The organism is Hallella colorans (assembly GCF_003096815.1).
Taxonomy (GTDB): Bacteria; Bacteroidota; Bacteroidia; order Bacteroidales; family Bacteroidaceae; genus Prevotella; species Prevotella colorans.
This window is the reverse complement of sequence record NZ_QENY01000010.1, coordinates 41,335-54,806: the sequence shown is the minus strand read 5'-3', so window position 1 is coordinate 54,806 and position 13,472 is coordinate 41,335. Positions and strand designations below refer to the sequence as shown.

Below are 13,472 nucleotides of genomic sequence, written 5' to 3'. Positions count from 1 at the left end.
TTGACATTTTTTGCGCCCATGGCGGGTGTTTATGCCAGTAACACTAATGCCCTCGTCTCTGCCCAGAAAGTGGCTCAAGACGCGATAACCGTGAGCGGAACCGTGTCTGATGCCTTGGAACCCATGATAGGCGCGACCGTCATGGAAAAAGGCACTACAAATGGAGCGGTGACAGATATTAATGGACATTTCACCATCAAGGTATCTTCACCAAACGCCACGTTGGTCATTTCGAGTGTGGGATATGTGACGCAGGAGATCAAGGTAGGTTCGCAACGCAACATCCGAGTGACCCTGAAAGAGGACAACAAGTCGCTCAATGAAGTTGTCGTGGTGGGTTATGGTACCCAGAAAAAAGTAAACATGACAGGCTCTGTATCGGCTGTAAACGTGGCCGAATTGGCCGAAAGCCGTCCCATCACCAATGTGTCGCAAGCCTTGGCAGGTATGGCGGCCGGTGTGTCTGTGCGCTCAAACAACAATCAGCCTGGCAACGACAACGCGTCTATCTTGGTTCGCGGTCAGGGCACATTGAACTCTTCAGCCCCATTGGTGATTATTGATGGTGCCGAGGCTGGTATCAACACGGTGAACCCACAAGACATCGAGTCGGTGTCTATATTGAAAGATGCTGCCTCGGCCGCTATCTATGGTTCGCGTGCTGCTAACGGTGTTATCCTTATTACTACCAAGAAGGGTAAAGCCGGCAAGGTGAAAGTGGAATATAACGGTTATATGTCGTTTGAGTCTATTCGCAAGACTTTGACGCCAGTTTCTGATTATGCCACTTACATGGAATTGATTAACGAGGGCTATATTAACAGTAAAAAGGCGGCTCCTTTTACCGAGGACGTAATCAAAGAGTGGAGAAACGATGGTGGCAAGAACCCACTGAAATATCCCAATACCAACTGGATAGACGAGACATTCAAGCCAGCCGTGGCAACAAACCATGTGGTTTCGGTGTCGGGCGGTTCGGACAAGGTTCGTTTCTATGGTTCGTTCGGCTACCTGAACAATCCCGGCGTGATGGCTAACGCTGGTTTCAGCAAGTACAACGGACGACTCAGTGTGGACGCGGACGTGACAAAATGGCTGAGCGTGGGTATGCAAATCAGCGGGTATGTGTCTGACATGCAACCGGGTGTAAACGAGATTAAGAATGTGTTTACCTATACCGCGGCCACCACACCGGGTATGGTATTCAAGGCCCCTGACGGTCGGTTTGGTGCCGTGAACAACACGCAGGATGCCTCTCAATCGTCTAATAACAACCCGTTAATTCGTGCTTACGCATGGGAAGGAGACAATCGCAAGAATAATTTCCATCCTCGTTTCACGGCTACCATCAAGCCAATGCGAGGGCTTTCCTTGGCACTGAGCTACTCGTATGAGTTCCTCGATCACTTTACTTCTCGCAAACCAGTGTTCCTCGAGGGTTGGAATTTCTTGACAGAGATGCCTACTTTTACTAACAAGAGACGAACTACTTATCAAAATTATAATGGCAAGACGGAGCGTTATTTCAATGACGCGGTGCTGCGTTACGACAACAAGTTCTTCAAGAAGAGCCTCGCGATGAACTTTATGTTGGGCGCAAGTCAGGAGCTTTACCGTTTTAAGAGTTTCAGCGCGAGCAAGCAGGACATGATAGATCTTAGCATGGACGCCTTGGATGGTACCACGGGACAGGCTAACGCTGGTGGCTCGAGAACAGAATGGGCTATGCGTTCTTTCTTCACCCGTTTGAATTTAAACTGGCAAGAGAAGTATCTTTTTGAGTTTAACCTGCGCGCCGATGGCTCGTCAAGGTTCCAATCAAATAAGCGTTGGGGATATTTCCCATCAGCTTCTGCCGCATGGCGCATTGACCAAGAGAGGTTCATGGAAGGAGCTTTCAATAATCAATTGAGCAACTTGAAAGTCAGAGTGTCTTATGGCGCGCTGGGTAACAACGCTGTCGGAAACTATGATTCTCAATCGCTGTACACCACCAACAAGAACGAGTACAATTACGTTTTGGGCAATAGCATGGTGACAGGTTTGGCAAAAGCAGCTTTGGCTAATCCGCTTTTGACATGGGAGAGTACCAATGTGTTTGACGCTGGTTTAGACTTTGGATTTTTTAATAACCGCTTGACAGGTACGATCGACTACTTTAACAAGCGTACTACCGACATATTGATTAACCTTCCGGCACCCGGTGTGCATGGAACTACATCATTGCCTAAATCTAACAGCGCCATCGTGACCAACAATGGTTTTGAGCTTACGTTGGGATGGCAAGACAAAGTGCAAGATTTCACTTATGGCGCAACAGCCAATTTGACTTATGTCACTAACAAGGTGAATAAGTTCAAGGGTACTGACAAAGGTGGCATGGCCATCAGTGGCGCCAACCTGATATGGGAAGGACACAGTATCAACTCACAATATTTGCTACGAGTGGACAGAATTTTGCAAACCGATGAGGACATGAAGCTTGTTCAGCAGATGATTGACAATGCGCCGATGGGCTCTGACGGAAAGAAAGTAAATCCTTTTGCCGCTTTCGGCAAGCCAGAAAAGGGTGACCTGTTCTATAAGGATGTGAACAAGGATGGTATCATTGACAACACTGACAAGGAAATAGTGAGCGACGGTCCCAACCATAAGGTGATGCTTGGACTTAATCTTAACGCCGGGTGGCGAGGCTTCGACTTGGCCGTTTTAATGCAGGGAGCTTTTGGAGGAAAAATGTTCTGGAGAACAGACGCATACAACACTCCATCCGTTCGACGCGGATACCAACTCAATAAAGAAGTTGTGGAAGGCCGTTGGTATGAAGGACGCACAGATGCCACATATCCGCGCCTGCTCGAGTATGGCGATAGGAGAAACCTTGGCTTTAGTGATTTCTTTTTGCAAGACTTGAGTTTCGTCAAGATTCGTAACATTCAATTGGGCTATTCGTTGCCTAAAACTCTTATCGGCAAATTGGGATTGGGGCGTGTTCGTGTATATGGCAGCTTGGAAAACTTCTTTACCTTCACCAAGTATAAAGGCTTCGACCCGGAGGTTAGTGGTATGGCTTACCCATCGATGAAGCAAGCTGTATTTGGTCTTAACGTATCATTCTAATAAAACGCAATCACAATGAAAAAGAAATATATAACAATAGCGTTGGCTGCCATGACATTATCGCTTTCAGGTTGCTATGACCTTGATCGTGTTCCAGCAGACCAACTCAGCGCCAGCAAGTTCTACAAGAACGAGGATCACGCCAAAGCCGCGATGATGGCCGTGTATAGCAAGATGAAACATGAAGAGGTTTTTGGCCTGCAATTTGCGATGGACGGTCTGGGAGGCATTGCCATGGGTTATGACAATGCGTCTTATCAGGTGTTCCAGCGTGGCAGGTACGATGTCAAAGCGGGTAAGGTCTTGGCAAAATGGCAGCATCTTTATGAGGGTATAGCGCGGGCCAACGACGTGCTCCAGAATGTGGACAAGTGTGAGATGACCGACGAGTTGAAGGCCCAATACAAGGGCGAGGCCAAGTTTATGCGCGCCTTGTACTATTTTACGTTGATGGATTTCTTCGGCGGCGTGCCAATCTATGACGAGTCTGTTGTCGTGGCCGATAGCTATGCGGAGATGAAAGAGCCCCGCAGCTCGGTTGAGCAGGTGAGAGAATTTGTGCTTAAAGATCTCGCCGAGGCAGAGCGCGTGCTTCCCGAGGCGTGGGGGAAAACTGATGAAGGTCGTGCCACCAAATATGCGGCCATAGCCCTCAAGGGTAAGGTTTATCTCTACAACAAACAGTATAAAGAGGCAGCCGACTGCTTCAAGTCTGTGGTAAATAGTGGTAAATTTGCCCTCTACGATAATTATGCGGAGCTTTTTAAACCTGGAGGCGATGAGAGCTCGGAGATGATTTTCGCCATCCAGAACATGGGAGGCGTGGGCACCGACAAGGGTATGCCTATGTGCTTCTATATGGGAACGCGCGCATCGTTTGGCAGTTGCTGGAACAATGTGATGGTGGCCACTACCTTTGTAGACCAATATGAGTGCAAAGATGGAAAGCCTTTCAATTGGGACGATTGGTTCCCCGGCATCTCCAAGGACAAGAAAGTGAAAGAGAACACGTTCCGCGCAAAATTGGATAAGAAAACGGGCAAGGTGGTCAAGTATCCTGACGGAAAGGAAAAATTGCTCCAAATGTATGACCAGCGTGACCCGCGCATGGCTGCGAGCGTCATCCTGCCATATTCGAATTATATGGGATGGTTTAAAAACCAACTCGCCCCTTGTGAGTATGTGATAGCTGGGGGAATTAACGATGGCAAGGGTTACATTCGTGTAAATGGAGGCTACGAGACCTATCTGTGGCGCAAATTCGTGCCGGAGGGCAACATGGATGGGGCTCTCAACAACCGCGCGCACACGCCAATCAACTTCCCACTGATACGTTATGCTGATGTGTTGTTGATGTTGGCCGAGTGTGAAAATGAACTTGGAAACCAAGCCGAGGCGGTCAAATTGATTAATCAAGTGCGTGCCCGCAAGTCGGTTAACATGCCTGGTATCAACAGTGGCCCCGCTTGGTTGAAGGCCAATACCAAAGAGGAGGTATTCGCTCGCATACGCCATGAGCGCGCCGTTGAGTTGGCTGGAGAGGGACTCAGCTTTAGTGACATGAAACGCTGGCATCTGCTTGAGACTCTCAATGGAAAGAAAGAGAATGACATTACAGGTAAGTTCCGCTACGAGCGCGTAGTGACTTCACGCGATTATCTTTGGCCTATACCGGCTGATGAAATCGAGAAGAATGACAAATTGGTGCAAAATCCAGGTTGGTCATAATCTTCAATCAGTGTATTCAATATAAATAATGATCATGCTCCCTGTATGGGTGTGAATCTGTACAGGGAGCTCTTTTGAAAAATCAATTACATTATGAAGAAATCTCTTGCCTTCATAGGTTTGCTCTTCTTTATGCTTACACGTTTGCAAGCATATGAAATGCGCAATCTTTTGCAACATTCCGCAACAGAAAGCCAAGTGCGCCAATCCTTGGTAATGGATAGAAAATGGGTGCCTTATCCAGCTTATTCTGACAGAGAGGGATGGGATAAGTTTTTGGGAAATTACAAATCCACGATCATTAAGAGCGGCGAAAAGTATCTGGATTATCATTGGCGGGTCGTTCGCGCCTCTGAATATTTGGAGTACGAGAAATCGGGAAGCCGCAAGATTATGGAAAATCCCAATAACAGTAACGCCATAGCTTTCAGCGCAATGTTGATGGCAGAGCTTGCCGAGGGAAAGGGACGATTTATCAATGACTTGATGAACGGTGTGTTTTATTTTTCTGAAATGACTTCGTGGGCGGAGTCTGCACACCTTATGGCTTACCAAAAAACCAAGCGGTCTTTGCCCGACCATCGTGAGCAGATATTGGAACTGCATCAAGGTGGGATGGCGCAGATGCTTTCTTGGACCTACTATTTCCTCAAACCACAGTTTGATGCCATTGACCCTGTCATTGCCATACGCTTGCGAGACGAACTTCAAAAGCGTGAGCTTGACCCTTATTTGCGGCGTGATGACTTCTGGTGGATGGCCACAAACTATAAGCCGGGCAGGATGGTTAACAATTGGAATCCATGGTGTAACTCCAACGCGCTGTTCTGCTTTATGCTTTTGGAAGATGATCCCGATGTGTTGACAAAGGCTATATGTAAATCAATGAGGTCTGTAGACCAATATCTTAACTATGTAAAAAGTGATGGGGCCTGTGAGGAAGGACCTTCTTACTGGGGGCACGCGGCGGGCAAACTCTATGATTATCTGTCCGCCCTTCGCATGATTACGGGCGGCAAAATCAATCTATTTACAAATCAACAGGTCAAAGCTATGGGCGAATACATTGTCCACTCGTATATTGGTGATGAGTGGGTGGTTAATTTTGCCGATGCCGCCGCCCGCGCGGTGGAGGTCAACACGCCCCTGATTTATCGTTATGGCATGGCTGTTAACAGTACGCCCATGAAGGCTATGGCAGCCATGCGAGAAAGAATGTATCCTACAAAACTGCCTTCCAAGTGGATGGATTTGTACATTGGGCTTGAGACATTGCGTTTCTTGCCTCTGTTACAGGCTGAGACAGCCGTTTACAAACCTGCCGACTTTACGTGGTATCCACAAACCGAGTTTTGCTATATGCGTAGCGGCAAGGCTTTCCTCGCGGCCAAAGGCGGTTTTAATGATGAGAGTCACAACCACAATGATGTGGGTACTTTCATCTTCGCTTATAACAATACGCCCCTTCTCGTCGATGCTGGCGTGGGCACTTACACCCGTAAAACCTTTAGTAGTGAGCGCTATTCTATTTGGACTATGCAGAGCAACTACCACAATTTGCCATTGATTAACGGCGTGGCGCAGCCTCATGGGGCTGGCTACAAGGCTTCTGGCGTGAAGGTAGACCGGCGCAAGCAAACCTTTGCGGCCAATATCGCGACAGCCTATCCGGTTGAGGCCCAAGTGGCCAAGTGGGTTCGCGGCTACAAACTAAAAAAGAATGGCCTGATCGTAACCGACGATTTTGTGTTGAATAAAGTCAAAGTTCCCAATCAAATAAACTTTTTGACGTGGGGCGATGTAGATATTACGACCAATGGCGTTGTCAAGATTGTTGCCAAAGGAGTAAGCGCTCATCTCAAATATGATGACACTACGTTCAGACCTTCGATAGAAAAAATAGAACTATCAGACCCTCGTCTTTCCAATGTTTGGGGCAAGTCGCTCTACCGTGTCACCCTAACGGCAAAAAAAATGCCCAGTACAGGCGACTATAAATACGAAATACAGGTCGTAAAATAGACTTTAGTCCATGAGACGTTGTCACACATTACGCAGTGCCGGAGACACACTTCGTCTAAAAAAATAAACCATATAATATAGCAAATCACATGAGAAAAACTATCCTGACTTTAGCTTTTTTGTCAAGTATGACAATGATTTCGGCTAAGCCCAATTGTGGCCCGAATATTTTGGAGACCAAAAAGGCCATCGAGAATGCCAGCGCGCAGCTCAAGAATGAGTTAGACGTGATAGCGCGTAGTGGCAAACTGCTCAACCCTGTGACTCTCACCAAGGACAACAAGGTTTTCTATTGCGACTACGAGGATTGGCGCAGCGGTTTCTTTCCCGGCAGCCTATGGTATATGTATGAACTTACCGGAGACGAATATTGGGCTGACAAGGCCGCTACGTTCACCAAGTCTATCGAGCAGGCCAAGACCTTGACATGGCATCATGACATTGGCTTCATCGTCAATTGTAGCTTTGGCAATCAGATGAGACTGTCTCCCAAAGGCTACGAAGAGGGCAAGGAGGCCATGATAGAGGCCGCCAAGTCGCTCATCACCCGTTTCCGTCCATCGGCCGGCATAATCCAGTCGTGGAACGTTGACCGTGGTTGGCAAGCCAAACGAGGCTGGCAATGTCCTGTTATCATTGATAACATGATGAATCTCGAATTGCTTTTCAAAGCTACGCAGCTCACCCACGACTCTGTATATTATAAGGTGGCCGTGAGCCATGCCGACCGAACTATGCAAGAACAGTTTCGGCCTGACGGCAGCTGTTACCACGTTGTGGACTATGATTTGAGTGATGGACACGTGCGTCACCGCCATACTGCTCAGGGCTATTCGCACGAATCTATCTGGAGCAGGGGCCAAGCATGGGCCATTTATGGATATACCATGTGCTATCGCTATACCACTGACCCTCGCTATCTCAACCAAGCTATCAAGACTTACAAGATGATGAGAAATCATCCGGCCATGCCTGCCGATGGCATTCCTTATTGGGACATGAGCACTCCAAGTATTCCCAACGAGTATCGCGACGTCTCTTCTGCTTCGTGCATAGCCTCTGCACTCTATGAGATGAGTACCTACGATTTGCAGAACGCCAACGAATACAGGGCCTATGCAGACAAGATTATGACGAGTCTGGCCTCGTCGGCTTATACAGCCAAACTTGGTCAGAATGGCAATTTCATCTTGATGCACTCTGTGGGCAGCATTCCGCATGACAACGAGATAGACAAACCGCTCAACTACGCCGACTATTACTATCTCGAGGCATTGGTGCGAAAGGCCCATTTGGATCTTTATTTCCAAAAGATAATTGCGCGAGAAAAGCAAAAGTGAGTTGAGAAAATAGGATGAAATACTAAAATAAATAAGAAGAAAAAATAACAAAATAAAGTTATTTGTCTTTTAATGGCTGGAGCAAGTTTTTTGAAACTTGTTCCAGCTTTTTAGTTAATATGATAAAAAATGATTTTATTTAGTTTTATTTAGTTGTTTACCATAAGTTATAAAATGTGTTTTTTAGTACACAAATTCTTTAGGAAAGTAGCTATTTATGTATTTATTTCTTAAAATTAGAATTATTTTTTCGTTTTCCTTAAAAAAAAGTCGTTTTAATTTTTGATTTTTTTCAGATTTTCTTTAAATTTGTTCCCGAGTAATTATCATAGTTGTTTCTTGGTGACAAGACAACACATATGAAGAAATTGACTATGTTTTATCAACTTTGACATCCTGTTGGCGAGACAAGTGGTCTGCTCCATATAAGGACGTTTTTTATTTTGCAGATGAAAATCTCCAATTGAACGAACAGAAGTTGAGAACAAAATACATAGTTCTTTGCTATTTGAAATGCATCTTCTCTTGATGAGAAGAATAAGTGTAAACCATTGCAGAACATTCTGCTCTCTCTCTTAGTTAACCAAAGAATTTGAAAAATCGCAATTTGTAGATGTACAGGTTGACCAAACGCAAGGCAAAAGAAATAACTATTAATCAATATTACAGGTAGGAAATAAAACTGTGGTTGCTTTTTCTTTGACATTATTTTTTTATTAACCAATTTATTAAACTCAATCTTATTATGAAAAATTTCAAATTGCACTCGCCAAAGATCTGGCTCTCGATTGCAGCCGTTTTGGCTTTTAGTGCTTGTTCAAGTGAGGATCCATTGGTCGATGAGAACACCAATCCAAACGTTAATGAATCGTTCTCATTTTCCAATTATACACTTGGCGCAGGTATGTCGCGTAGTGGTGTACCAGGTCCTAACGTTCCTCCCACGCCCACTCCAGGCACCGAAACTTCTTCTTACGATTTCGAAAATGGCGTTCGTGGTGTAAAAATTACGCGCACTACCTATCACCAGTCAGGTACGGCTTACAATGAGTTCATGATTTTTAACCCTGCACAGACATCCATCTATCCAGGCCACGTGTTTGTAGGCGGAAGCGTTACCAGTGGTGAGTACAAACCCGTTAAGGGACAGAAACTCAATCCTGTCGTTATTTCCAACACACTTGTGCCAAGAGAACCGGGTTCGTTGAGTTCTAGACCGCTTAATGACCCAACATGGAGCTCTTATCAGGATGTGCTCAAAGATTGGCTCTCTTTTGGTGCACAGGACGCTGGTGCAATGACCGAATATGAGTATCATCAGGTAACACTTGACAGATCTGGGTCTGTACAGCTCTCTGGGTCTATCGGTACTTCTGCAAAACTTACATGGGACTTGAGTAATTCTTGGCAGCGCAATAAGACACATGTGCTGTTGAAGTTCATCCAAAAAGTTTATAGCGTTTCCATGGATACGCCAACAGGATGTATTCTTGCCAATGCACCTGAGGTGGCAAAAAATTTCGAGGGCACCATTCCTGTTTATGTTAGTGACGTGTATTATGGACGCATCGCTTACATGTTGGTATCGAGTAACTATACCTATGACGAAGTTACAGCCGCTATTGGCTTGTTGCTTCCCAACTGGGGCAATCTTAGTTTGAACTTGCAAACACAATATAAGAAGGTGCTTGATGAGTCTGCGCTCCATCTGCTCTGCATTGGTGGCAAAGCTGAGCAACACGGACGTCTCGCTGATGGTGGCTGGGAAGGTTTCCGTAAGAGCCTCGCCGAGCCCATGCCTATTTCTACAGCAGAACCAATTTCTTACACGCTCCGCTATGTAGATGACAACTCTGTGGCACAGGTGCTTACTACAGATCGATTCCCGATTATTTCTTCGGTATTTGTACCAGAGTGCAACAGTATTTCTTTCAAACTCACACCTTCCGCATTGGAGGCCGCCGCAGCCAACAAACCAGACCTTTATGTTTGGGGTAACGCAACGATGAAATTGCCAAATGGTCAAACGATATCCTTGTTCAAAGCTCCTTATTCAGATGCTTACAAGATGAATGGTCCGAACATTTACACCCAAATCGATGCACCTACAGCAACAGTTACGCTGAATAGAAACGGCATGGACATGGATGCATTCCTCAATCAGAAGGTCGAAATTAACCTTACGTTGGGTAATACTGTTGCAGCAGGAACCACTAAGGGTGACGATCTTGGTACAGTTACTATAACCAAGACGCTAAAAGACTTGATTTTTGATGCAAAAGATTACCAGTTCGGCATGCAGACACGCCGTAAGATATCAGTGGACTTCCACGGTTCTATTGTCTTTGACGTAAGTTACGCTACTGAATAATTTTTTCTTGGCGGAGAAAGTTAAATTCTCCGCCAAGCATATTACATGCTATAGGTGGAAAGTGTAAATTCATTAAAAATTTGCACTTCCCTTTATTCCTATTGGCTTATATAAATCGTACTTTTCACATTATTAATCCTTTACGCTGATGAAACGTTTTTCCAAATTATTGTATGGCCTTTTCTTCGTTGGCTTGTTCACCCTTTGGGGATGCCAAACTGATGAATTCCAATCCATCAGCACAAACAATAGCGAAAGTAATTTTGTAGAAGAAAAAGAGGCCTTGGAAATCGCAGGGAACTTCCTTGAGCAGAACAGTGATGTGGCCCAAGTGAAAACCAGGGCGAACGGCATACCTGAACTAAAAATGGTTTATACTGATGGTAAACCGCTTACCCGTGCTTCAAATGCACAACGCTCCACTTATTACATCATCAACTATGGTGATGATGGCTATATTGTAGTATCCGCTTCGAAGGGTACCTATCCCATTCTTGGCTATTCTACCAACGGTAAGTTTGATCCTAACAGGATACCTGTGAATATGCGAGAGCTTCTTGACGGCTATTCTAAAGAGATACGCTTTGCCTATGACAATGTAAAGATAGACGACCGTATCAAGCAAATGCGCCAGACGGCTATTGCAGGAACCAATCAAGAGATGAATGCGCAAACAGCAGTAAGTCCGCTGTTAGCAAATATTCATTGGAACCAAGCCCCTTATTACAACGCTTACTGTCCAGCCAACTGTCCTGTGGGTTGTGTAGCTACAGCTACATCCCAAATCATGCGCTTCTATGAGTATCCTGCTCGGGGCAAGGGATACCACTCTTACAACTCCAGCTATGGAACACTATCTTTCAATTACAACTATGATTTGAATTGGAAGAACATGCCGTATTCAGTGCTCCGTGGCTCCAACGACGATGTGGCAAGTCTGTGTTACGGTGTCGCTGTGGGCCTGGACATGGGCTTCTCGCCATCTGGTAGCGGTACTTTCCAGCAGTATGTTCCGCAGATGTTGAAGAATTACTATTCTTATCCTGATGCCGTAACCAGTTTAGAGCGTTCAAACTATTCCACCACACAGTGGGAGAGTATAGTGCGCAATGAACTTGACAATCGCAGGCCCGTGCAGTATGCCGGAAGCGGCGACGGTGGCGGTCACTCCTTTGTTTGCGATGGTTACAGTTCTAACGGATATTTTCACATCAATTGGGGATGGGGCGGATATTCAGATGGCTACTTCCTGCTCAATGCGCTCGACCCGAGTGGATTAGGTATTGGTGGTGGCTCCGGTGGTTTTAACTATTGGCAAACCATTGTGGTGAATTTCGCACCTCCAGGTTATAATGATGGTAACGACCCTGATCCGACGCCCGATCCAACGCCGACAGATAATTACGCGCCTTCTTATTCAGACTATTTCAACTCCACCTACATCTATTATGTAAGTATCGGCGACATGCAAAACTATAGTGGAGCTTCTTCCTACACATTCTTCAATAATAAGAAAGTGGAGCTTGAGGCTGGTAGCAGCAACTACATTACGCTCATGCCGCGATTTCCTAACGGGGTTTATCCCATGTACTGGTGTGTGTGGGTAGACTTTAATGGTAACAAAAAGTTTGAGGACAACGAGCGTGTGTTGGCTCAGTACATGAATTCTGACAACTATTTCTATCGTATGTTCAAGGTTCCCACCGACGCCGTGAAGGGAGAGACTCGGGTGCGTGTCAGTGCAAAATGGGGTAGCTATCCTAAGCCTGACGAACATTTCACTTATGGCGAGGTTGAGGATTATACAGCTGTCATTACGAAGCCTTCTGTGCCAGAACCTGATCCTAAGCCAAATCCAGACCCTGACCCAGACCCTAAACCAGATCCCAACCCCGACCCGACACCCGATCCTACACCTGATCCAGACCCTGATCCGACACCCAATCCAACTACTTACTGTACTGTTGGAGCTGCCAATTTCTCATCAGCTTATATCAGCCAAATTAGTCTTAGCACCATGACGAAGGTGTCTGGCGGAAGTGCATACTCTGACTTTACTTCTTACATTGCGTACGCAAGCCAGGGGCAGTCTTTTAAGTATGTGCTCACTCCGGGTTTCAAATCTTCTTTCAGAAATAAGATGTATTGGCGTGTTTATGTTGATTTCAACAACGATGGAGTATTCTCACCAAACGAGAAGAAGGTGGAACGCTACTCTTATTATGGTTTCTCGGGCTACATATATGTACCTGCAACCACTCAAAAGGGTAACTATCGCATACGAATTATAGCCAGCCCCGACCGTTATCAAGATCCATGTGGAGGATTCTCTAATGGTGAGGTTGAGGATTACACGCTGCAAGTGCGTTAAATTTCAAGCCGTTTAGAGCTGATAGATCAGTAAAACAATAATTAAAAGTCCGTAATACCAGTGATTGGTATTGCGGGCTTTTGCCTTATACACAATATGCCTGTGCGAGCCTTTCTTCTTTCTTTATCCCACTTTTTGTTGCGTATGTATACGTTGATCCGTCACTTTGAAAAGCTCTTTATCAACATATTGCTTGATAATTTTGAAAGAATATCTTGCATGTAGCCATACTTCACATATACTGTTTCAACCCCAAAAAATCTGTTGCATAAATGTTATTTCTCTCTTTTTTTATCCCTAAAATAACGGACAAATGGTGGCTCAGGATTTGTGTATTTGCAATCGCCTACCTCTTTGCTCGCAAATACGCCAAAAATGAACGGTTTTTACAACGTGTTGTAACATAGATAGTTGAGGCGTATTAGAAGTTGCGCCAACTAAAATGGTCATCTGTTGGCTTGCCATTAAGCCTTAATCGCCATGCGTTTAAGGCTTAAAGGCGAGTCGATTAGGCTCGAAA

The 13,472-nt window shown here is 45.5% G+C and carries 6 protein-coding genes; all 6 read left to right on the top strand.

What is annotated here, in order from left to right; translation table 11 throughout:
- Positions 1 to 18: 18 nt before the first annotated feature.
- The 6 genes from C7379_RS06430 (at position 19) to C7379_RS06400 (ending at position 12,952) form a co-directional block, all read left to right on the top strand.
- Positions 19 to 3,120 carry a SusC/RagA family TonB-linked outer membrane protein gene (locus C7379_RS06430; RefSeq protein WP_375712926.1) on the top strand — a complete coding sequence of 1,034 codons (3,102 nt, stop codon included), beginning with the start codon at positions 19 to 21 and terminating at the stop codon, positions 3,118 to 3,120.
- 15 nt (positions 3,121 to 3,135) lie between these two features.
- Positions 3,136 to 4,848 carry a RagB/SusD family nutrient uptake outer membrane protein gene (locus C7379_RS06425; RefSeq protein ID WP_116616539.1) on the top strand — a complete coding sequence of 571 codons (1,713 nt, stop codon included), beginning with the start codon at positions 3,136 to 3,138 and terminating at the stop codon, positions 4,846 to 4,848.
- 93 nt (positions 4,849 to 4,941) lie between these two features.
- Positions 4,942 to 6,870: a heparinase II/III family protein gene (locus C7379_RS06420; protein WP_116616538.1), complete on the top strand. Its 1,929-nt coding sequence runs from the start codon at positions 4,942 to 4,944 to the stop codon at positions 6,868 to 6,870.
- A gap of 134 nt (positions 6,871 to 7,004) precedes the next feature.
- The gene (locus C7379_RS06415; RefSeq protein ID WP_419185306.1) at positions 7,005 to 8,210 is read left to right on the top strand and encodes a glycoside hydrolase family 88 protein; all 1,206 of its coding nucleotides are present in this window, start codon (positions 7,005 to 7,007) and stop codon (positions 8,208 to 8,210) included.
- Positions 8,211 to 8,955: 745 nt separating this feature from the next.
- Positions 8,956 to 10,581 carry a thiol-activated cytolysin family protein gene (locus C7379_RS06405; RefSeq protein WP_116616535.1) on the top strand — a complete coding sequence of 542 codons (1,626 nt, stop codon included), beginning with the start codon at positions 8,956 to 8,958 and terminating at the stop codon, positions 10,579 to 10,581.
- Positions 10,582 to 10,729: 148 nt separating this feature from the next.
- Positions 10,730 to 12,952, top strand: coding sequence for a C10 family peptidase (locus tag C7379_RS06400; protein ID WP_116616534.1), 2,223 nt, complete (start codon positions 10,730 to 10,732; stop codon positions 12,950 to 12,952).
- Positions 12,953 to 13,472: the final 520 nt, after the last annotated feature.